19 protein-coding genes are annotated in these 22,250 nt (G+C 60.4%); 12 read left to right on the forward strand and 7 right to left on the reverse strand.

Going from position 1 to position 22,250, the window contains the following annotated elements; translation table 11 throughout:
• Positions 1–119 precede the first annotated feature (119 nt).
• On the reverse strand, positions 120–968 hold the full coding sequence (gene purU, locus M2497_RS25515; protein ID WP_010208067.1) for a formyltetrahydrofolate deformylase: 849 nt from the start codon (positions 966–968) through the stop codon (positions 120–122).
• A 349-nt stretch (positions 969–1,317) separates the two neighbouring features.
• Here purU and mvaT point away from each other — a divergent pair, with 349 nt between their 5' ends.
• A complete protein-coding gene (gene mvaT / locus M2497_RS25520; protein ID WP_016970296.1) occupies positions 1,318–1,692 on the forward strand; it encodes a histone-like nucleoid-structuring protein MvaT in 375 nt (124 codons plus the stop codon).
• An 89-nt stretch (positions 1,693–1,781) separates the two neighbouring features.
• Here mvaT and sbcB read toward each other — a convergent pair whose 3' ends face one another.
• A complete protein-coding gene (sbcB, locus tag M2497_RS25525) occupies positions 1,782–3,209 on the reverse strand; it encodes an exodeoxyribonuclease I (RefSeq protein WP_248484056.1) in 1,428 nt (475 codons plus the stop codon).
• A 167-nt stretch (positions 3,210–3,376) separates the two neighbouring features.
• On the opposite strand from sbcB, the gene M2497_RS25530 reads away from it, so the two are divergent.
• Genes M2497_RS25530 through M2497_RS25555 form a run of 6 tightly spaced genes read left to right on the forward strand, consistent with a single transcriptional unit; the run spans position 3,377 to position 10,059 of the window.
• A complete protein-coding gene (locus M2497_RS25530; RefSeq protein WP_058423285.1) occupies positions 3,377–4,069 on the forward strand; it encodes an RDD family protein in 693 nt (230 codons plus the stop codon).
• Positions 4,066–5,046, forward strand: a complete 981-nt coding sequence (locus M2497_RS25535; protein WP_248484058.1) for a stage II sporulation protein M — start codon at positions 4,066–4,068, stop codon at positions 5,044–5,046. Before M2497_RS25530 ends, M2497_RS25535 begins: the two co-directional genes overlap by 4 nt.
• Positions 5,033–6,559 (forward strand): DUF4129 domain-containing protein, encoded by a 1,527-nt coding sequence (locus tag M2497_RS25540; protein WP_248484060.1) that lies wholly within the window; start codon positions 5,033–5,035, stop codon positions 6,557–6,559. The genes M2497_RS25535 and M2497_RS25540 overlap by 14 nt, the downstream gene beginning before the upstream one ends.
• On the forward strand, positions 6,559–7,728 hold the full coding sequence (locus M2497_RS25545) for a DUF4350 domain-containing protein (RefSeq protein WP_248484062.1): 1,170 nt from the start codon (positions 6,559–6,561) through the stop codon (positions 7,726–7,728). The genes M2497_RS25540 and M2497_RS25545 overlap by 1 nt, the downstream gene beginning before the upstream one ends.
• Positions 7,725–8,720: a MoxR family ATPase gene (locus tag M2497_RS25550; RefSeq protein WP_248484064.1), complete on the forward strand. Its 996-nt coding sequence runs from the start codon at positions 7,725–7,727 to the stop codon at positions 8,718–8,720. Before M2497_RS25545 ends, M2497_RS25550 begins: the two co-directional genes overlap by 4 nt.
• Before the next feature lie 7 nt (positions 8,721–8,727).
• Positions 8,728–10,059, forward strand: a complete 1,332-nt coding sequence (locus tag M2497_RS25555; protein ID WP_248484066.1) for a DUF58 domain-containing protein — start codon at positions 8,728–8,730, stop codon at positions 10,057–10,059.
• A 77-nt stretch (positions 10,060–10,136) separates the two neighbouring features.
• Here M2497_RS25555 and M2497_RS25560 read toward each other — a convergent pair whose 3' ends face one another.
• On the reverse strand, positions 10,137–10,496 hold the full coding sequence (locus M2497_RS25560; RefSeq protein WP_248484068.1) for a PilZ domain-containing protein: 360 nt from the start codon (positions 10,494–10,496) through the stop codon (positions 10,137–10,139).
• A 227-nt stretch (positions 10,497–10,723) separates the two neighbouring features.
• The gene (locus M2497_RS25565) at positions 10,724–11,098 is read right to left on the reverse strand and encodes a hypothetical protein (RefSeq protein ID WP_071496513.1); all 375 of its coding nucleotides are present in this window, start codon (positions 11,096–11,098) and stop codon (positions 10,724–10,726) included.
• Positions 11,099–11,271: 173 nt separating this feature from the next.
• Here M2497_RS25565 and pyk point away from each other — a divergent pair, with 173 nt between their 5' ends.
• Positions 11,272–12,723, forward strand: a complete 1,452-nt coding sequence (gene pyk, locus M2497_RS25570) for a pyruvate kinase (protein WP_058423290.1) — start codon at positions 11,272–11,274, stop codon at positions 12,721–12,723.
• 184 nt (positions 12,724–12,907) lie between these two features.
• Here pyk and M2497_RS25575 read toward each other — a convergent pair whose 3' ends face one another.
• Both M2497_RS25575 and M2497_RS25580 read right to left on the reverse strand, forming a co-directional pair.
• Positions 12,908–13,657 carry an enoyl-CoA hydratase-related protein gene (locus tag M2497_RS25575; protein WP_248484071.1) on the reverse strand — a complete coding sequence of 250 codons (750 nt, stop codon included), beginning with the start codon at positions 13,655–13,657 and terminating at the stop codon, positions 12,908–12,910.
• 30 nt (positions 13,658–13,687) lie between these two features.
• Complete coding sequence (locus M2497_RS25580) at positions 13,688–14,620, reverse strand: iron-sulfur-binding ferredoxin reductase (RefSeq protein ID WP_248484073.1); 933 nt, start codon at positions 14,618–14,620, stop codon at positions 13,688–13,690.
• A gap of 216 nt (positions 14,621–14,836) precedes the next feature.
• Between M2497_RS25580 and M2497_RS25585 the strand changes: the two genes are divergently transcribed.
• The 4 genes from M2497_RS25585 to M2497_RS25600 all read left to right on the forward strand — a co-directional run bounded on the left by M2497_RS25585 (position 14,837) and on the right by M2497_RS25600 (position 21,395).
• Positions 14,837–16,360: a fumarate hydratase gene (locus M2497_RS25585; protein WP_010208051.1), complete on the forward strand. Its 1,524-nt coding sequence runs from the start codon at positions 14,837–14,839 to the stop codon at positions 16,358–16,360.
• Positions 16,361–16,703: 343 nt separating this feature from the next.
• The gene (locus M2497_RS25590) at positions 16,704–18,470 is read left to right on the forward strand and encodes an ATP-binding protein (RefSeq protein ID WP_248484075.1); all 1,767 of its coding nucleotides are present in this window, start codon (positions 16,704–16,706) and stop codon (positions 18,468–18,470) included.
• Positions 18,464–19,789 (forward strand): sigma-54 dependent transcriptional regulator, encoded by a 1,326-nt coding sequence (locus tag M2497_RS25595; RefSeq protein WP_248484077.1) that lies wholly within the window; start codon positions 18,464–18,466, stop codon positions 19,787–19,789. Before M2497_RS25590 ends, M2497_RS25595 begins: the two co-directional genes overlap by 7 nt.
• Before the next feature lie 286 nt (positions 19,790–20,075).
• The gene (locus M2497_RS25600) at positions 20,076–21,395 is read left to right on the forward strand and encodes an MFS transporter (RefSeq protein WP_058423295.1); all 1,320 of its coding nucleotides are present in this window, start codon (positions 20,076–20,078) and stop codon (positions 21,393–21,395) included.
• Between the two features lie 54 nt (positions 21,396–21,449).
• On the opposite strand, the gene M2497_RS25605 is transcribed toward M2497_RS25600, so the two are convergent.
• On the reverse strand, positions 21,450–22,205 hold the full coding sequence (locus M2497_RS25605) for a hypothetical protein (RefSeq protein WP_248484079.1): 756 nt from the start codon (positions 22,203–22,205) through the stop codon (positions 21,450–21,452).
• Positions 22,206–22,250: the final 45 nt, after the last annotated feature.

A 22,250-nucleotide genomic window follows, 5' to 3' on the forward strand; every position in this document is an offset into this window, starting at 1 on the left:
TTTTGACGTGGCTTTGTCCAACGGATCATTCATCGCTCAATCCTCAAGGGCACGCAAAGAAAAAGGGCCCGGAACGATTTAACGCCCAGGCCCTTCATTCTTCAATCACAACAGGTCGGTCAGAACACCACCGTCTTGTTGCCGTGCACCAGCACGCGGTCTTCCAGGTGGTAGCGCAGGCCACGGGCCAGGACCATCTTCTCGACGTCGCGGCCGAAACGCACCATGTCTTCAATGCTGTCGCTGTGGCTGACACGCACCACGTCCTGCTCGATGATCGGGCCGGCGTCCAGCTCTTCGGTGACGTAGTGGCAAGTCGCGCCGATCAACTTCACACCCCGCAGGGAAGCCTGGTGATACGGCTTGGCCCCTACGAACGACGGCAGGAAGCTGTGGTGAATGTTGATCACCTTGCCGGCGTATTCGCGGCACAGTTCCGGCGGCAGGATTTGCATGTAGCGCGCCAGCACCACAACGTCAGCCTCGTGTTGCTTGACCAGGCGGGAGACCTCGGCGAACGCCGGCTCCTTGTCCTGCGGGTTGACCGGCACGTGGTAATACGGGATGCCGTGCCACTCGACCATGCTGCGCAGGTCGTCATGGTTGGAAATCACGCAAGCGATCTCGCAGTCCAGCTCATCGCTGTGCCAGCGGTGCAGCAAATCGGCCAGGCAGTGGGATTCGCGGCTGGCCATCAACACCACGCGCTTTTTCTGCTCGGTGTCGGTGATGTGCCAGGTCATCGAAAACTCTTCAGCGATCGGCGCAAACGCGTCACGGAAGGCATCAAGACCAAAAGGCAGCGAATCGGCACGAATCTCGTGACGCATGAAGAACCAACCGCTGAGATTGTCCGAGTGATGACTCGCTTCGGTAATCCAGCCGTTGTGGGAGGCCAGAAAGTTACTGACTTTGGCAACGATGCCGACCCGGTCCGGGCAAGCAATCACCAGCCGAAAAGTGCGCATTAGGGGGAAACTCCAGAACTTCGCAAAGGCCGCCATTCTAGCGATTGCGCAGGAAAACTGCAGTATTCGTTAACGTTTATTCTGATCGCCGGCCCCAGCTTTGTCCCTTAATAGCCTATGGTTTTACCACCCTTATATGAATCTGTGCGGCATACCACGGCTGTTCCCGCTTTTCCAAGCAGATTATCTTTGGGTCTACGCCCTAGTAATTAACTCGAATGCATAGCATTGCTACAAACATTCAAAGTAATTCACATAAATGCGAGCTTAAATGTTTACTTGAGGAAACCGCCTGACTATTATTGGGCCACTATCCCTGTCAATCAGCGCTCTACATAAGGTAGTCCACATGTCTCTGATCAACGAATACCGTGCCACCGAAGAAGCTATCAAAGAGCTGCAAGCCCGTTTGAAGAACCTGTCCCAAGACGACAAACTGCAAACCGAGCTGGAATTCGAAGGTAAATTGCGTGCCCTGATGGGTGAATACTCCAAATCCCTGCGTGACATCATCGCGCTGCTGGATCCAGAGTCGAAAGTTAAAGCTCCACGCGGCGCCGTAAAAACTACCGGTACCAAGCGTGCCCGCAAAGTCAAACAGTACAAAAACCCGCACAACGGCGAAGTGATTGAAACCAAAGGTGGCAACCACAAAACGCTGAAAGAGTGGAAAGCCAAGTGGGGCGGTGACGTGGTTGAAGGTTGGGCTACCCTGCTGGGCTAAGCCTCATCAGGTTTGCGCCTGCCCCGTGACACATTAAAAACGCCAGCTTGCTGGCGTTTTTTATTGTCCGCATAGTCTGCGAAAACCGACTACAGATTCATTCTGGTCGCTAGAGCGTCCGCATACTCCTGCCATTGGTCCAGCACCTGAGACTGGAACGGTGTAGCACTAACAGCAAACTCAAGCCGAGCCTGTTTAAACGCATCAAGGGTATTCGGCGCGCCCCATTCCGGGCTCGACAAACGTTGCTGACAGAAAAGTTTCCAGCGCAGTTGCTCCTCGCTGTTCAACGTATCGGGGAAGTTGCGCGCTCGGTAGCGGAATAATAATTCAGGCAAACGCTCGTCATCAAAAGGCCACTGCTGGCGCGCTAATTGCGCAGGCTCAGCGGTCCGGACTTGTTCACATAAACGCCGGTCACGGTCTCCGATAAAACCGTCGTAAAGCTGTTGCTCAGGATCCGAACTCGGCGTGAAGTCTTCGTGCGCGTAAATGACCGCCAACTTATCGCGCCAAAGTTCCTGTGCGTCAGTTAGCCGCAGCGCCCGTTCCTGAAAAATATTCATGTCCAAGTGCAGACGCTCACGATCTTCTGCGCGCAGCACATTCAAGGGCGCCACCACGGGGCAGCGGTTGATATGCACCAATTTGAGGGGGACCGGCAATTCACCGTCGGCGAGATCGTCACGACGGGTATAGAGGCGCTGGCGCAAGGCCTCGGCATCAAGGTCCAGCAGCCCCTGCGGATCGAGTCCGAGGTCACAGACGATCAATGCATTGCGATTACGCGGATGCCATGCGAGCGGCAGCACAACACCCAGGTAATGACGTTCGGCAGAAAAACGCCCGGAAATATGCACCATTGGCTGCAGCAGACGCACCTGGTCCATTACCCGTTGCTTGCTGCGCAGCTGAAACAGCCATTCATACAACTTGGGCTGTTTCTCACGTACCAGCCGAGCCAACGCAATCGTGGCACGCACATCGGACAACGCATCGTGCGCCTGACCATGGTCGATCCCATTGGCTTCGGTCAGACGCTCCAGCTTGAGCGTGACGCGCCCATCCTGCTGCGGCCATTCAATGCCCTCCGGGCGCAGGGCGTAGGCCGTGCGGACCACGTCGATCAAATCCCAGCGACTGTTACCGCCCTGCCATTCTCGTGCGTAGGGGTCGAAAAAATTGCGATAGAGGCTGTAGCGCGTCATCTCGTCATCAAACCGCAGCGTGTTGTAACCGGCACCGCACGTACCGGGGGCGGCCAGTTCAGTGTGCACCCGAGTCATGAAGTCGGCCTCGGCCAAGCCTTTTTCCGCGAGTATTGCGGGCGTGATACCAGTGATCGCACACGCGATGGGGTGCGGCAGGATATCGTCGCTGGGCTGGCAATAGAGATTGACCGGCGAGCCGATCTCGTTGAGTTCGAGGTCGGTACGAATGCCGGCTACCTGAAGCGGGCGATCGCTGCGCGGATTGATGCCGGTGGTTTCATAGTCGTACCAGAAAATGGAGGTCACGGGCTGTTCCTGTACTGAAGATCGACAAAGTCTAGGCGCTGAAAGGCTTCCGCGACCAGCACCAAATACACTGTACAAACACCCAGCAAAACCTTGAATGGTTGCTTCCATCCCCGACACTGCTAGCATCCGTGTCTTCCTGTCACTCTGCACTGCCAAGGATCGCGATGCCGTCAGCCCCATTGGACACCCGCTACCAGATCGAGACCCCGGAGGGCATCGACCTGCCCCTGCGTCCGGCCGGCCTGGTGCCGCGCGTGCTCGCCTTTGCCTTCGACCTAGGTGTACGCGGGGTGATCATGGGCGTTCTGTTGGTGCCATTGGCTTTGCTTGGCAACGTCGGGATCGGCCTGGGAGCGCTGCTGCTGTTTTTGATCAGTTGGTGGTACATGGTGCTGTTCGAGGTGCTCAACCAGGGTTGCTCACCCGGCAAGCAGGTTATGGGGCTGCGTGTCGTACAAGATGACGGCACTCCGATTGGCTGGTCCGCTTCACTGATTCGTAACCTGCTGCGGTTTGTGGACATGCTGCCGTTCGGCTACTGCCTTGGCGCGATCAGTTGCCTGCAGCACCCCCACTTCAAGCGCCTGGGCGACCTGGCCGCCGGCACACTGGTGATCTACCGGGAACAACCGCTGGTACGGCCCCAGATTCCTCAAGCAACAGCCCTGCGCTTGCCCTTTGCCCTGGATTTGAGCGAACAACGGGCGATCCTTGGTTTTGCGGAACGCCAAGGGGAACTGTCCACCGAGCGTGTTCACGAATTGGCCTCGATTCTCGCCGCGCCCTTGCAGGTATCCCCCGCCCGCGCTGCGGAACAACTCAATGGCGTGGCCCGCGGCCTGCTGGGGCCGACATGAAACAGAGCCTTTTCGAAAGCCGTCACCAACGCCAATGGCAAACCTTCGCCGAGCAGCTCACACAGTTGGAGCAAGGGCAGGCCAAAGCCGCTGAAGTGGCCGATTTCCCTCATCAATATCGACGCCTGTGCCAGCACCTGGCCCTGGCCCAGGAACGTGGCTACAGCAGCTACCTGGTAGACCCATTGCAACAACTGGCCCTGCGCGGCCACCAACAACTCTACCGTCATCGCAGCCAACTGGCGGCGAATGCGCTGAGCTTTGTACTCGCCGATTTTCCTCGGCTGGTACGGGAACAGTGGCGTTTCGTGCTGATCGCCAGCCTGCTGTTCTTCGGCAGCCTGGTGGGTATTGCCCTGCTGGTCTACCTGTTTCCCGACCTGATCTACAGCATCGTCAGCCCGCAACAGGTGGCCGAGATGCAGGCCATGTACGACCCTGATGCAAGCCGCCTGGGCCGCGCCGCCGAGCGTGCATCAAGTGAAGACTGGATGATGTTCGGCTACTACGTGATGCACAACATCGGTATCGCGTTCCAGACGTTTGCCGCCGGTTTATTGTTCGGCCTGGGCAGCGTGTTCTTTCTGATTTTCAACGGGCTCATCATCGGTGCGGTCTCCGGTCACCTGACCGAGATCGGCTATGGCCAGACCTTCTGGTCATTCGTCATCGGCCATGGCGCATTCGAACTGACCGCGATCGCCCTCGCCGGTGCCGCAGGCTTGCAGTTGGGGTGGGCACTGATCGCCCCTGGACAACTGACCCGTGGTGAATCATTGCGGCTGGCTGCACGCAAGAGCGTGCGAATGCTGTGCGGTGTCATGCTGTTTCTGCTGATCGCAGCTTTCATCGAGGCATATTGGTCATCCACCACCGTGATAACCCCGTGGATCAAATACCTGGTGGGCGCTGTTCTGTGGCTGCTGGTGGGCACTTACCTGGGCTTTGCCGGAAGGAATCGCCATGCGCCTGACTGATGCCAGTGTGGTCATCCGGCCGCGTACTGCCTGGGAAGCCATGGATCTTGGCGCCTTGATGGCACGGGAGCATCGCGTGCTATTGATGGGCAGTTGGGCGTTGGTCACCCTACCTGTGTTCGCCTTGCTTACAGCCCTGCTGTGGCAGTATCCGTCCACCGCCATATTTCTGTTCTGGTGGCTCAAGCCGGCCTTCGACCGCTTGCCGCTGTACATTCTGTCCAAGGCCCTGTTTGGTGAAACGCCCACTATCAAGCACGCTGTGCGCCAGTGGCCGCGCCTCCTCAAGGGTCAACTGCTGGCCAGCCTGACCTGGCGACGGCTCAGCCTGAGCCGCAGCTTTGAAATGCCGGTTAGCCAACTCGAAGGCCTGGACGGCCCGGCACGCCAGAAACGCCTGGGCGTGTTGCAGCAACGCAATGCCGGAGCCGCACGCTGGCTCACCATCATCGGGATGCACCTTGAAATCGGCCTGTGGTTCGGCTGCATGGCACTGTTCTATCTGTTCATCCCGCAAAACCTCGAGATGGATTGGGACTGGCAACGCCTGTTATTGGCGACAAGCTCGGAAGGGTTGTGGCTGGAGCACCTGGGCAACGCGTTCTATGCCTTGCTCCTGATATTTTGGGAACCCATCTATGTCGCCTGCGGCTTCAGCCTCTACCTTAATCGTCGCACCGTATTGGAAGCCTGGGATCTGGAACTGGTATTCCGACGCCTGCGTCAACGCCTGAGCAATGTGGCACCGATGTTGTTGCTGATGATCGGACTGATGCTGCTGCCTCTCAGCCTTCCCGTCATGGCCGATGCTTCCAGCCCCTCCAAGCCACTGAGCACTCCGAGCGCGAGCCAATCCATCAAATCGCTGCTGGACAAGCCGCCCTTCAAAAACCCGGAAACCGTGACCCGTTATCGGTTTGGAGAAGAAAAGCCAGCCGGTAAAAACAAAACGCCCAATAACGGCAGACTTCCCGATTGGCTGAAGGCCTTGCTGGACAACCTCAACAGCAATACCTTCAAGCACATCGCCCAAGGCCTGGAAATTCTGCTGTGGAGCGTGTTCATTGGTAGCCTGATCATGCTTGTGTGGCGCTATCGCGAGTGGTTGCGCACCTTTGTCAGCAGACGCGGGCCGCGCAAGACAGAGGCTGTCAAACCGCTGCCCACGCAGTTGTTCGGCCTTGAACTGGGCACCGAAACCTTGCCCGACGACGTTGCCGGCGCCGCCGAACACCTATGGGCCACCCACCCCAGGGAAGCCCTCGGCCTGCTGTACCGAGGCCTGCTCAGCCGGTTGTTGCATGATTTCAACCTGCCGTTGAAAGACGCTGATACCGAAGGCCAGGTCCTGGCACGTGTACACCAGTTGCAACACCCCCAACTGCTGGCCTTCAGTGATGAGCTGACCCGGCATTGGCAAAACCTCGCCTATGGTCACCACCTCCCAGCGCTCCCTGCCCAGCAGAAACTATGCAGTGATTGGCGCGCCCTGTTCAGTCCAGGGAGCAACTGATGAATCGTCCATTACTGTGGGTGGGGTTATTGCTGGCATGCCTGCTTGGAGCGGGCGGTTACTACGTGTGGAGCAAGGCGATTCCCTATGACGAAGTGGTGGATCGTGGTCCTTCGCCGGAGGCACTGGCCAATCCCTATCTGGCGGCCGAACACTTTCTGCGTCAACAAGGCCTCACCGTAGAACACGCCAATAGCCTGAAACGGCTGGGCACCCTGCCTTCCAAAGGCAACAGCCTGCTGCTGCTCGGCGAACGCAGTAACCTGTCACCACGCCAGGTAGAACAGTTGCTGGCGTGGGCCAGATCCGGCGGTCATTTGCTTGTGGTCGCCGAGGCGCTGTGGGATGAAGAGACAGGCAAAAGCGGCGACCTGCTGCTCGATCGCCTGCATATTCACCAGACCTTGAGTGACGAGCCTGAAGAATCTGCCACTTCCGTCAAGAAGCCCTCGAAGAAGAAAGCCCCGGACCTGACCAAGCTCTATGTCGACAATGAAACCGCATCGGCTTACTTCAGTTTCGACACAGATTTCAACCTCACCGACCCCAGGCACCTGGCTCAATTTTCCGCCAACAGCGCGAGGGCCAGCCACCTGATGCAGCTTGACCTCGGGGAAGGCCGCGTCACAGTGATCACGGACAGCGACCTGTGGAAAACCCCGAACATCGGAAAGCACGACAATGCCTGGCTGCTCTGGTACTTGAACCAGGGCACCGCCGTGACCTTGCTGTTCAACAGCGATTTCGACGACCTGCTTAGCTTGCTGATGCGCTATTTCCCCCAAGCCCTGGTCGCACTCGTTGCCTTCGTCGCCTTGGGACTTTGGCGTGCCGGCGTGCGTCAAGGCCCGATCCAGCACCCCGCTTCCCCTGCTCGTCGCCAACTGCAGGAACATCTGAAAGCCAGTGCCGACTTCCTGCTGCGCCGCAGCGGCCAAGGCACACTGCTGCAGACTTTGCAGCGCGATATCCTGCGTGCGGCCCGACGCCGTCACCCCGGCTTTGAACACCTCGACAACGCAGAACAGTGCCGGGTGCTTGAACACCTGACGCGCCAACCCCCTCACGTGATCAACCAGGCCCTTGGCCCACTCCCGGCAAAACGGCTTTCCAGCGCCGACTTCAGCCGGCAGGTGGCGTGCCTGCAAACCCTCAGGAATGCCTTATGAGTGATTTCCCAAGCGCCACTGCCTTGACCCGCGAATCCCTGCAACGCGCCACTGGGCAAGCTCAAGCCCTGCGAACCGAGTTGCGCAAGGCGGTGATTGGCCAGGACGCGGTGATCGACGATGTCCTGACCGCACTCATCGCTGGCGGCCATGTGCTGCTCGAAGGTGTGCCGGGGCTGGGTAAAACCTTGCTGGTACGTGCCTTGGCACGCTGCTTCGAGGGCGATTTCGCACGTATCCAGTTCACCCCGGACCTGATGCCCAGCGATGTCACCGGCCACGCCGTGTACGACCTGCACACCGAACAATTCAAGCTGCGCAAGGGGCCGGTGTTCACTCATCTGTTACTGGCCGACGAAATCAACCGTGCCCCGGCCAAGACCCAGGCGGCCTTGCTTGAGGCCATGCAGGAGCGGCAGGTGACCCTCGAAGGCGAGGCGCTGCCCATCGGCCAACCGTTCATGGTACTGGCAACCCAGAACCCCATCGAACAGGAAGGCACCTACCCCCTGCCAGAGGCGGAACTGGATCGCTTCATGCTCAAGGTGCGCATGGATTACCCCGACGCGCAGCAGGAACTGGACATGGTGCGCGAAGTCACACGCTCGTCGCGGGCCGACATGCTGGATGTACACCCATTGCGCACGGTGTTGCAGGCCGAAGATGTGCTGCAACTGCAGCAGGTTGCCAGTGACCTTGCCCTGGACGAACAGGTGCTCGACTATGCCGTGCGCCTGGCGCGCGCCACCCGTAACTGGCCAGGCCTGGCGATCGGTGCTGGCCCACGGGCGTCCATTGACCTGGTACGCGGCGCCCGCGCCCGCGCCTTGTTGCGCGGTGGTGAGTTCGTCACGCCGGATGACATCAAGGAATGCGCCCTGGCAGTACTGCGTCACCGCGTACGTATCGCGCCAGAGTTGGATATCGACGGGCTGGAGGTCGACCAGGTGCTCAGGCAATTGCTCGATCAGATTCCGGCACCTCGGCAATGACTCGCCTATGAAGCCGACCCGTCTGCTGTTGAACTGGCTCGGCGCATTGCTGGGTCTGGGCATCCTGCTGGGCACTGCGGCAGCGTTGCAGCTCACAGTATCGGACACCTTGCACTCACTCGTCTGGGGATTACTCCTGGCGTTGTTGCTGTTGGCCATGCTGGACGCCGTACGAGGGCATCGCCGCCCCTCTCCGCGTATACAACGACAGATGCCCGGCAGCCTGGCGTTGGGGCGCTGGGGCGAAATCCGCCTGGCCCTGGACCACGACTTCCCACAGCCGCTGACGGTGCAGGTATTCGATCATGCCCCCGACGGGTTGAGCGTGGAGAACATGCCTCAGTCCATAACCTTGTATCCCGGTGAACGCTGCGAACTGGGCTACCGTCTTCGCCCCCTGCGGCGCGGGCATTTCAGTTTCAGCCGCTGCGAAGTTCATCTGCCCAGCCCCATGGGGCTATGGTCTGCACGACGCTATATCGAGGTGAACGACACCACCCGCGTCTACCCGGATTTCGCCCGACTGTACGGCGCCCAACTGCTGGGCGTAGACAACTGGTTGAGCCAATTGGGCGTTCGTCAACGCCAACGGCGTGGGTTGGGGCTGGAGTTTCATCAGTTGCGCGAGTTTCGCGAAGGCGACAGCCTGCGCCAGATCGACTGGAAAGCTACTGCCCGACAACGCACCCCCATCGCCCGTGAATACCAGGATGAGCGCGACCAACAAATCGTGTTCATGCTTGACTGCGGGCGGCGCATGCGCAGCCAGGATGACGAACTGTCTCACTTTGACCATGCTCTCAACGCGTGCCTGCTGCTCAGCTACGTTGCCTTGCGCCAAGGCGATGCCGTGGGGCTGTGCACCTTTGCCGGTGACCAGTCGCGCTACCTGGCGCCGGTCAAGGGCAGTAGCCAGTTGAACCTGTTGCTCAATGCGGTGTACGACCTGGACACCACCCGACGCACTGCCGATTACCAGGCGGCGGCAAGCCAACTGCTGGCCCGGCAGAAGCGTCGAGCCTTGGTCATTGTGGTGAGTAACCTGCGGGACGAGGACGATGAAGCACTGTTGACTGCCGTCAAACGCATCAGTCGCCAACATAAGGTGCTGGTGGCCAGCTTGCGCGAGGAGGTACTCGACCAACTGCGCCATACCCCTGTGCAAACCTTGCCCGAAGCCCTGGCCTACAGCGGCACCATCGACTACCTCAACACACGGGATGAGTTGCATGACCGCCTGAGCGCGCACGGTTTGTCCGTGCTGGACACCTTGCCCTCTGAGCTGGGCCCCGCATTGGTGACACGCTACATGGGTTGGAAAAAAGCCGGGACCCTCTGAGGAGAAAGGTTCTGAAAAGAAACACTCGACCACGGCAGGGCATAAAGCCCCTGAACCGGGTCGAGAGCAGGTTGCCGCTAAGCCGAAGCCTGCAAAGGATCAAAACTGAAGTAATGCAACAACACGTTGATCAATTGCCCATACTCCTCCGGGGCCTGCTGCACACTGAACCCGGAGTCGTAATGCTGGGGGTTGATATCTTCGTGACTCCACAGGCAGGTAGCCGTGAGATCAATTGGATGGAAGGTGCCGTCAGCCTCCGGAATCTTCAAGCGCAGCTCGAAATCCACGTCGACCATCATGGGCAATTGGCTGATCAACATCAGCCCATCTTCCGATACATTGCCCAAAAAGCCGATGGGCTTATCGGTGAGTCGGTTAAACACTTGCAGGAAATAAGGTAGCTGATGCCGCTCGATCCGTCGGTCGGTAAACATGGTGAGATCGCCATCCAGTGGCCATAACTGCGGCCGTGCCAGTGATTCGGAACGAGAAAATAACGCCCGCTCTCCATGGATCTCGGTACGACAACAGGCAATAGTCCGCCGCCAGAACAGCTACCGAATCCGGGCCCCACATTCGTTTGCATGGAAACTTGTACAAACGAACATCCAAAGGATAGCCCAAGACTGGCAACAGGCCAGTTATGAAATGACGAATATCATCACAACGAAGCGGGACGTGGCTGGGCGACACTTGCACCGGGGTAATGCCCCAGCTGCTGCAAGGTATCGAGCCTCGCACGAGCACGATAGGCGTACTCACTCGACGGGTACTGATTGATGATGAATTGATAGGTCTGCACCGCATCAACGAACAGCTTTTGCCGTTCCAGGCACTGCCCGCGCAACATCGAGACCTCCGGCTGCACATAGCGGCGCGTGCGGCTTTCACGGTCGACCTGGGACAATTCCAGGGTGACGCGCTCGCAATCGCCGACCTTGTAGGCGCGGTAGGCATTGTTCAAATGATGGTCCATCGACCAACGGGTGCAGCCGACAACACTGACGGCCAGGGCAGCAACGAGCAAAATTCGCATGAGGGTTCTCCTGTCTTGTGCAGTGTATCGACCCCTCGTCGAAAATCTTCAAGGATGTTCGTATTCAGCCGCAGCGAAAACAAGCCAATCATCGATAAGTAGTGCAAACGAACAATGACTACAACGAAAGAGCATAGTAGCCTTCCTCAGCGCTTGAACTCAGGAGTCTGTGCATGTCCGTCCGTCGTACCAAAATCGTCGCCACCCTTGGCCCGGCCAGTAACTCGCCGGAAGTCCTCGAACAGCTGATTCTGGCTGGTTTGGACGTTGCCCGTCTGAACTTCTCCCACGGCACCCCGGACGAGCACAAGGCTCGCGCCAAGCTGGTGCGTGACCTGGCTGCCAAGCACGGCCGCTTCGTGGCACTGCTGGGCGACCTGCAAGGCCCTAAAATCCGTATTGCAAAATTCGCCAACAAGCGGATCGAGCTGAAGATCGGTGACACCTTCACCTTCTCCACCAGCCACCCGCTGACCGAAGGCAACCAGCAAGTCGTGGGTATCGACTACCCGGACCTGGTCAAGGACTGCGGCGTCGGTGACGAACTGCTGCTGGACGATGGCCGCGTGGTCATGCGCGTCGATACCGCCACCGGCACCGAGCTGATCTGCACCGTGACCATCGGCGGCCCGCTGTCCGACCACAAAGGCATCAACCGTCGTGGCGGTGGCTTGACGGCACCGGCCCTGACTGAAAAAGACAAGGCCGACATCAAGCTCGCCGCTGAAATGGAAGTGGACTACCTCGCCGTGTCCTTCCCGCGCGACGCCGCCGACATGGAATACGCCCGCAAACTGCGCGACGAAGCCGGCGGTACCGCCTGGCTGGTGGCGAAGATCGAACGCGCCGAAGCCGTGGCCGACGACGAAACCCTCGACGGCCTGATCAAGGCTTCCGACGCGGTGATGGTTGCCCGTGGCGACCTGGGCGTGGAAATCGGTGACGCCGAGCTGATCGGTATCCAGAAGAAGATCATCCTGCACGCACGCCGCCACAACAAAGCGGTGATCGTGGCGACCCAGATGATGGAGTCGATGATCCAGAACCCGATGCCGACCCGCGCCGAAGTGTCCGACGTGGCCAACGCCGTGCTCGACTACACCGACGCTGTGATGCTGTCGGCCGAAAGCGCCGCCGGCCCGTACCCACTGGAAGCCGTGCAGGCCATGGCGCGTATTTGCGTCGGCGCCGAAAAGCACCCGACCAGCAAGACCTCCAGCCACCGTATCGGCAAGGTGTTCGAAAGCTGCGACCAGAGCATCGCCCTGGCCGCCATGTACACCGCCAACCACTTCCCGGGCGTTAAAGCGATCATCGCCTTGACCGAAAGTGGCTACACGCCGTTGATCATGTCGCGCATCCGTTCCTCGGTGCCGATCTACGCGTTCACTCCGCACCGCGAAGCCCAGGCCCGCGCGGCACTGTTCCGTGGCGTGTACACCATTCCGTTTGATCCGGCTTCGCTGGCACCGAACGAAGTCAGCCAGAAGGCAATCGACGAGTTGGTCAAGCGCGGTGTCGTGGAGCAAGGCGACTGGGTCATCCTGACCAAGGGCGACAGCTACCACACCACCGGTGGCACCAATGGCATGAAGATCCTGCACGTGGGCGACCCGCAGGTCTGAGTGACACGCTGAAAAACAAAAGCCCCGCCATGAAAATGGCGGGGCTTTTTGCATTTCAGGGAAGCTGTTGTGTGATGCCAAAGGACCTCATCGGGGGCAAGCCCCCTCCCACCTTTTGACCGCGCTGCCTATCAAATGTGGGAGGGGGCTTGCCCCCGATGAAGCCCGATCAACCACCACACGTTCATCGCCGGGTGATAAACGCTGACAACGCCGCAATCGCCTCAGGCGACTTCAACCGTTGGGTGAACAAAGCGCCCTCCTCCTCGATCACCTGCCGCAACTGCTCGCGATCCACACTCTTCATCAACTGCTTGGTGACCTGCACCGCCCCCGGCGCCAGGGTCTCAAAACGCTCGGCTACTTCCCGCGCCTTGGCCAATGCAGCCTCGCCACTGCCCAGCGCTTCGGTGGCAAGCCCCCACGCCGCTGCCTGTTCGCCGCTAAACCCCTCGCCCAGCAGCAGCAATTCGGCGGCTTTCGCGTGCCCCAGCAACCTCGGCAAAATCAGGCTGGACCCGAACTCCGGACACAGCCCCAGGTTGACGAACGGCATGCGCAGCCGCGCATCGCGGCTGATATACACCAAGTCACAATGCAGCAGCAGGGTTGTGCCAATCCCCACCGCAGCCCCCGCCACGGCAGCAATCACTGGCTTTCTGCAATTGAGCAGGCTTTTCATGAAGTGAAACGGTGGGCTGTCGAGGTCGTTGGGCGGCTGTTCGAGAAAATCGCTGATGTCGTTGCCGGCCGTGAAACACTCATTGCTGCCCTGGATCAGCACGCAACGGATATCCGCGTCCGCGTCGGCGTGCTCCAGTGCATTGGCCAATTGCGTGTACATGGCACGGGTCAAAGCATTTTTCTTGTCGGGACGGTTGAGCTGCAGGATCAGCAGCCCGCGTTCGCGCACCTGTTGGATGGTATCGGTCATGACGAGTCTCGCGGCGGGAAAAATCAGCGCTCAACCACGAGGCAGAAACACATCGGCCAGCAGCTGATTACGCGGCAATCCTGCCAGGAACAGGCGCTTGGAAAACGCCTCGACGCTGGCTGGGTGCCCGCAGAGTAAGGCCAGCGTTTGCCGCGAAACAAGCCGCAGTTGCGCCAATGCCTGGGCCACCTGCGCCGCCGTCCACAGTTCCACCGACACGTTTGGATGCTGTGCAGCCAACTGCGCCAAGGGTTCGGCCAGATAATGGCCTTCGGCATCATGGGCCAGGTGAATCACGCGGATGGCGCCCTGGTGATCCTGACGCAGCGCCTCACGCAACACGCCCCACAACGGCCCCAACCCGGTGCCGGACGCCAGCAGCCACAATGGCCGCGTTTGCCAGTCCGGATCATATTGCAGCGCACCGCCGCGCAAATCACCCAGGCGCAGCCGATCACCCACCTGCAACTGCCGGGCAAGATCGCTGAATTCGCCCGGCAGGCGACAATCGAGATGAAACTCCAGGAATGGATCTTCCTGGGGCAAGCTCGCCAGGGAATACGGCCGCGCCACCTGCCCGGCCCACAACACCAGGTGCTGCCCAGCCCGGTAACGCAAACCGCGCTCCGGTTGCAGGCGCAGGCGCAGCACGTTCGGGTTCAGCCAATCGACACCCACCACCTGGGCCGGCAAGCCATCACGCGTCGGGTCAAACGCTTCAACCCGCAGATCGCCGCTGACCTGACACTGGCAGGCCAACCGCCAGCCGTCCTGGCGCTGCGCCGGGCTCAAGGCTTCGGGCTGCTTGTCTTCGACCTCGCCCTGGCAACGCACCAGGCAGGCATGGCAACTGCCGGCGCGGCAACTGTAAGGCACGGCCACACCCGCCTGGTTCAAGGCATCCAGCAGGTTGCTGCCGGGGGTTACCGACCAATGGCGTTCGCCGACGTACAGTTCAGGCATATAAGGACTCAGTCACAAGGGGCGCGCACAGGGAATCATGCCTGCGACAGTTTGACCATAGTCGGGTGTATCGGCCACCGCGCCGGGTTATACTGCCGCGCCTTTTTAGCGTCGCGCCTGCACCACTTTGGCGTGCCTTGGAAAGGTGGACCCAGCCGACCGATGCAACACTGGGCCCACCTTTATTGAATGTTCCCTTATAGAGGAGCGCGACTCATGACCGTGATCAAGCAAGACGACCTGATTCAGAGCGTTGCCGACGCCCTGCAATTCATTTCCTACTACCACCCCGTGGATTTCATCCAGGCCATGCACGAAGCCTACCTGCGCGAAGAATCGCCAGCGGCCCGTGATTCCATCGCCCAGATCCTGATCAACTCGCGCATGTGCGCCACCGGCCATCGCCCGATCTGCCAGGACACCGGTATCGTCACCGTGTTCGTGCGCGTGGGCATGGACGTGCGTTGGGATGGCGCCACCATGGGCCTGGACGACATGATCAACGAAGGCGTGCGTCGCGCCTACAACTTGCCGGAAAACGTCCTGCGTGCATCCATCCTGGCCGACCCGGCAGGTGCACGTAAGAACACCAAGGACAACACCCCGGCCGTGATCCACTACTCCATCGTCCCGGGTAACACCGTGGAAGTGGACGTGGCGGCCAAGGGCGGCGGTTCCGAGAACAAGTCGAAAATGGCCATGCTCAACCCGTCCGACTCGATTGTCGACTGGGTGCTCAAGACCGTTCCGACCATGGGCGCCGGCTGGTGCCCACCGGGCATGCTGGGTATCGGCATCGGCGGCACCGCCGAGAAAGCCGCAGTGATGGCCAAGGAAGTGTTGATGGAATCCATCGACATCCACGAGCTGAAAAAGCGCGGCCCGCAGAACCGTATCGAAGAGATGCGCCTGGAGCTGTTCGAGAAGGTCAACCAACTGGGCATCGGCGCCCAAGGCCTGGGTGGCCTGACCACCGTGCTCGACGTGAAGATCATGGACTACCCGACCCACGCCGCGTCCCTGCCGGTGTGCATGATCCCCAACTGCGCCGCCACCCGTCACGCGCATTTTGTGCTCGACGGTTCTGGCCCGGCGTCGCTGGAAGCGCCACCGTTGGACGCCTACCCGGAAATCGTCTGGGAAGCCGGCCCGTCGGCCCGTCGCGTCAACCTCGACACCCTGACCCCGGAAGAAGTACAGAGCTGGAAGCCGGGCGAAACCGTATTGCTCAACGGCAAGATGCTCACCGGTCGCGACGCCGCGCACAAGCGCATGGTCGAGATGCTGAACAAGGGCGAAACCCTGCCGGTGGACCTGAAAGGTCGCTTCATCTACTACGTCGGCCCGGTTGATCCGGTACGCGAAGAAGTGGTCGGCCCGGCTGGCCCGACCACCGCGACGCGGATGGACAAGTTCACCCGTCAGATCCTTGAGCAAACCGGCCTGCTGGGCATGATCGGCAAATCCGAACGCGGCCCGACTGCGATCGAAGCGATCAAGGACCACAAGGCCGTGTACCTGATGGCCGTCGGCGGCGCCGCTTACCTGGTGGCGCAAGCCATCAAGAAGTCGCGCGTAGTCGCGTTTGCCGAACTGGGCATGGAAGCGATCTACGAGTTCGACGTGAAGGACATGCCGGTGACCGTTGCTGTCGACAGCAAGGGCGAATCCGTGCACATCACCGGTCCTGCCATCTGGCAGAAAAAGATCAGTGAAAGCCTGGCGGTAGAAGTGCAGTAAGCGCTTCCCCTCCAAACATAAAGGCGACTGCGGCCCATGGCCCAGTCGCCTTTTTTATGGCCTGTGGAAAACGCGGCGGTTGTGACCTCTGGGCTTTCTGCGTGACCACTGGGCTTGTTGTGGCGAGCGGGCTTGTCCCGCGTTGGGTGGCGAAGCCGCCCTGAAACCTGCCACCGAGATATGCCTGACACACTGCGGTGGCCTTATTGGGGCTGCTGCGCAGCCCAACGCGGGACAAGCCCGCTCGCCACAACAGCACCGATCGCGACAGGAAGGCCGCTCCCCAACATAAACGTCGTGCATGCTATGGTGCACTCCCCTTACCGTGCCTGCCCATCACCGTATGATCGCGATCCCCCGCCCCCTGCGCCTGACCTTCTACTCCCTGCTGATCATCGCCGGTGCCCTGCTGGCCGCAGCCTTGGCCACTCGCCACGCCGAACGCCAGGCCCTGGTGGACGATGCCGCCCGTGCCAATCAGCAACTGGCACTCTATGCCAACTCGTTGCACACCCTGATCGAACGCTACCGCGCGCTACCCGCCGTGCTGGCGCTGGACTCGGAAATGATCAGCGCGTTGAAAGGCCCGCTGGACGCCGCCACTCAGGACGTGCTCAACCGCAAGCTTGAACGCATCAATGGCGCCGCGCAGTCCTCCACCCTGGAATTGATGGACCGCACCGGCCTGGCGGTGGCCGCCAGCAACTGGAACCTGCCGAGCAGTTATGTAGGGCATAACTATGCGTTCCGGCCCTACTTCAGCCAGACCTTGAGCCAGGGCGCCGGGCGTTTTTATGCGGTGGGGGTGACGACCGGCATCCCAGGGTATTTCCTCTCCAGCGCAGTGCTGGATGAACACGAGCAGTTCCTCGGCGCCATGGTGGTCAAGCTGGAATTTCCCGAGCTTGAGCGTGAATGGGCCCAGGGCAATGATTTGCTGCTGGTCAGCGATGCGCGGGGCATCGTGTTTATCGCCAACCAGCCCGGCTGGCGTTATCGCAACCTGCGTCCGTTGTCGGCCAACGACCTCGCCGAGCTGAAAGCCACCCGCCAATACGACAAAAAACAACTGCAGGCGCTGGAGACCCAGACCCTGCAGCGCTTTGACGAAAACAGCCACCTGATGCGCGTCAACGGCCCGGACGGCAATGCCAATTACATCTGGGAGTCCTTGCCGCTGAAAGCCGAAGGCTGGACCCTGCACCTGTTGCGCAAGCCCCAGTTCGCCTTTGAAGATCAACGCAACGCCGGCCTGGCGGCCGCCGGTTCCTGGCTGGCGTTGGTATTCCTAGTGCTGTTCCTGACCCAACGCTGGCGCCTGGCCCGCTTGCGCCAGCGCAGTCGCGAAGAGCTTGAGCAACTGGTGGAAGAACGCACCCAGGCGTTGCGCACCGCGCAGGATGGCCTGGTGCAATCGGCCAAATTGGCGGCGCTGGGGCAGATGTCCGCCGCCCTCGCCCATGAGATCAATCAGCCGCTGACAGCCCAGCGCATGCAGTTGGCCACCTTGCGCCTGCTGCTGGATCACGGCCGCGTCGACGACGCCTACCAGGCCCTCACGCCACTCGACGATATGCTCACGCGCATGGCCGCCCTCACCGGCCACCTCAAGACCTTCGCGCGCAAAAGCCCGAGCGGCCTGCGTGAACGCCTGGACCTGGCCACCGTGGTCGACCAGTCCCTGCACCTGCTTGACGCCCGCCTGCGCGATGAGGCGATCGGCGTGGTGCTGGACCTGACCCGACCTGCCTGGGTGCGCGGCGATGCCATCCGCCTGGAGCAGGTGCTGATCAACCTGCTGCGCAACGCCCTCGACGCCATGGCCGACAAACCGCGCAAACGCCTGGAAATCCGCCTGCACGCCGATCAGCAGCTGTGGCAACTGACGGTCAGCGACAGCGGCGGCGGGATTGCCGAAGAACACCTGAACAGTGTGTTCGACCCGTTCTTTACCACCAAGCCGGTGGGTGACGGGCTCGGCTTGGGGCTGGCAGTGTCCTACGCTATCGTGCACGAATTGGGCGGTCGCCTGATCGCCGGCAACCGTGGCGACGGTGCGGTATTTACCCTGACTCTACCCATCGCGCTGGAGACGCCCGACCTATGTTGAACGCTGTGATTGTGGTCGATGACGAAGCCAGCATCCGCACGGCCGTCGAGCAATGGCTGAGCCTGTCAGGCTTTGAGGTGCAGTTGTTCAGCCGCGCCGACGAATGCCTGGCGCAACTGCCCCGTGATTTCCCCGGCGTGATCCTCAGCGACGTGCGTATGCCGGGGCTCAGCGGCCTGGAGCTGCTGGCCGAAGTGCGACGCCGTGATGCCGATTTGCCGGTGATTCTGCTCACCGGCCATGGCGATGTACCGATGGCGGTCGAAGCCATGCGCGATGGCGCCTACGACTTCCTCGAAAAACCCTTCAGCCCCGATGCCCTGCTCAACAGCCTGCGCCGTGCTTTGGACAAGCGCGGGCTGATCCTGGAAAACCGTCGCCTGCACCAACAGGCCGATCATCGGGCGCAATTGGAATCGACACTGCTGGGCGTATCCCGAAGCTTGCAGACCTTGCGTCGCCAGGTGCTGGACCTGGCGAGCCTGCCGGTCAACGTGCTGATCCGTGGCGAGACCGGCAGCGGCAAGGAAATGGTCGCGCGGTGCCTGCATGATTTCGGCCCTCGGTCAAAGAAGCCTTTTGTAGCGCTCAATTGCGCGGCGATCCCGGAGCAGTTGTTCGAGGCCGAGCTGTTTGGTCACGAAAGCGGCGCTTTTACCGGCGCCCAGGGCAAGCGCATCGGTAAACTGGAATACGCCCACGGCGGCACGTTGTTCCTCGATGAAATCGAAAGCATGCCGCTGGCCCAGCAGGTAAAACTGCTGCGTGTGCTGCAGGAGCAGAAGCTGGAGCGGCTGGGCTCCAACCAGAGCATCCACGTGGACCTGCGCATCATCGCCGCCACCAAGCCGGACCTGCTGGAAGAAGCCCGCGCCGGGCGCTTTCGCGAAGACCTGGCGTATCGATTGAACGTCGCGCAATTGCGCCTGCCGCCCCTGCGTGAGCGTCGCGAAGATATCCCGTTGCTGTTCGATCACTTTGCACAGAGTGCCGCCGAACGCCTGGGCCGCAGCGTCGAGCCATTGAGCGGCGCGCAGTTGGGGCGCTTGCTCAGCCATGACTGGCCGGGCAACGTGCGCGAGTTGGCCAACGTCGCCGAACGCCAGGTGCTGGGCCTTGGCGACCCGGAACCGGAAGGCATCGAGGCCGGACAGTCCCTGGCCGCACAGCAAGAGGCCTTCGAAGCGCACTGCCTGAAAGCCGCGCTGACCCGACACAAGGGCGATATCAAGGCAGTACTGGCCGAGCTGCAACTGCCGCGTCGTACCTTCAATGAGAAGATGCAGCGGCATGGGTTGGTGCGGGAGATGTTTCTCTAGGCGAATCTTTGTGTTGACTGGCAGGCCGCTATCGGGGGCAAGCCCCCTCCCACATTTTGATTTGTGAACGCGCTCAAGTGTGGGAGGGGGCTTGCCCCCGATGAGGACAGCAGCCATAAGCGGATTTCCGCTCACCCCCCTGAAAATCATCAGCGACTTTCCGCTCAAAAAAATCACCAAACCCTTCTAGGCCGGGCCTTCATCCACCTGGCACAGCTCCTGCTATAGCTCGAGCCAGGCTGCGCACGCGCCGCTCCATAAAAACAACTAGATGAAGGATCCTTCAATGGATAACTCCAACGCCCTGCCTCTGGGGTCGGCGGCCGCGCCGACGAAAGAGCGCACTACCTCCAGCCGCATCAAATCGATTTTCAGTGGTTCCGTCGGCAACATGGTCGAGTGGTACGACTGGTACGTCTACGCCGCTTTCTCGCTGTACTTCGCCAAGACCTTCTTCCCCAAAGGCGACACCACCGCCCAACTGCTCAACACCGCCGCGATCTTCGCCGTGGGCTTTTTGATGCGCCCGATCGGTGGCTGGCTGATGGGCCTGTACGCCGACAAGGTCGGCCGTAAAAAAGCCTTGATGGCCTCGGTCTACCTGATGTGCTTCGGCTCGCTGCTGATTGCCCTGAGCCCGGGCTATGAAATCATTGGTATCGGTGCGCCGATCCTGCTGGTCTTTGCCCGTTTGCTGCAGGGGCTGTCGGTCGGCGGCGAATACGGCACCTCCGCCACGTACCTCAGCGAGATGGCGACCAAGGAACGTCGTGGTTTCTACTCCAGCTTCCAGTACGTGACCCTGATCTCCGGCCAGCTCATCGCCCTGGCGGTGCTGATCGTGTTGCAACAACTGCTGACCACCGAGCAACTGTATGCCTGGGGCTGGCGTATCCCGTTCGCCATCGGTGCCCTCTGCGCGGTGGTTGCGCTGTACCTGCGGCGCGGTATGGAAGAAACCGAGTCGTTCACCAAGAAGGAAAAAGCCAAGGAAAGCGCGATGCGCACCTTGATGCGCCACCCCAAGGAACTGCTGACCGTGGTCGGCCTGACCATGGGCGGTACGCTGGCGTTCTACACCTACACCACCTACATGCAGAAGTACCTGGTGAACACCGTCGGCATGAGCATTTCCGACTCCACCACCATCTCGGCGGCGACGCTGTTCCTGTTCATGTGCCTGCAACCCATTGTCGGCGGGCTGTCGGATAAGATCGGCCGGCGGCCGATCCTGATCGCCTTCGGCATCCTCGGCACCCTGTTCACCGTGCCGATCCTCACCACCCTGCACACCATCCAGACCTGGTGGGGTGCGTTCTTCCTGATCATGGCGGCACTGATCATCGTCAGCGGCTATACCTCGATCAACGCCGTGGTGAAGGCCGAGTTGTTCCCCACCGAAATCCGTGCGCTGGGCGTGGGCCTGCCGTATGCGCTGACAGTGTCGATCTTCGGCGGCACCGCTGAATACATCGCGCTGTGGTTCAAGAGCATCGGCATGGAAACCGGTTACTACTGGTACGTGACCGCGTGCATCGCGGTGTCGCTGGTGGTCTACGTGACCATGAAGGACACCCGCAAACACTCGCGCATTACCACCGACTAAACGTCAGTTGCAGTCAACCCTGTGGGAGGGGGCAAGCCCCTCCCACAGGTTGAGTCAGGACAACTCGGCTATCGCCTTACGTCCGTACCTCCGCTGCGCGTACGACGCCCCCGCAATCATCACCACCAACACCGCCGCCAAAACTGCCGACGAACCGATGGTGCCGAAATCCAACCCGCCCTTTTCATGGGGCTTGGTAAGGAAGTCACCCAAGGTCGCGCCGAACGGCCGGGTCAGTACAAACGCCACCCAGAACAACAGCACTGAAGAAATCCTGGTGAAGTATTTGAGTGCCACCACCGCCGCAATCGCCGAGCCGATCAACAACGCGCCGCCGGCAAAACCCAGCCCTGAGTCATCTGCCAGGAAATCGCCCAACGCGGTGCCCAAGGTGTTGGAGAACAGGATGGCCATCCAGTAGAACAACTCACCCCGGAAGGTCTGCACCTTGTTCACGTTCAGCGAATCGCCGCTGAGGTGCCACAACGCGAAGATGATCATCAGGATCGCGACCAGGATCATGGAGCCCGCGGCATAACCCAGCCCCAAGGTGCGGTCCATGAAATCCGACATGGTGGTGCCTGCGGTGCTGGTGGACAAAATCACGATCCAGTACAGCACCGGGTTGTAGGTTTTCGAGCGCAGTTGCGTCACCAGGGTGATCAGGAACACGCTGATCAGCATCATCGAACTGATGGCATAACCGACATTGAGGGTCATCGACAGCAAATCCCCGGCGGTTTCGCCCAGGGTGGTCGCGCAGATTTTCATGACCCAGAACGCCAGGGTGATCTGAGGAAGTTTATTCATAAAGGGGAAGGCTCCAAAGCTCAGTCTCTCAATAGGCCGACTTAT

Source organism: Pseudomonas sp. CYM-20-01 (genome assembly GCF_023169845.1).
In the GTDB taxonomy this organism is placed as follows: domain Bacteria; phylum Pseudomonadota; class Gammaproteobacteria; order Pseudomonadales; family Pseudomonadaceae; genus Aquipseudomonas; species Aquipseudomonas azotoformans.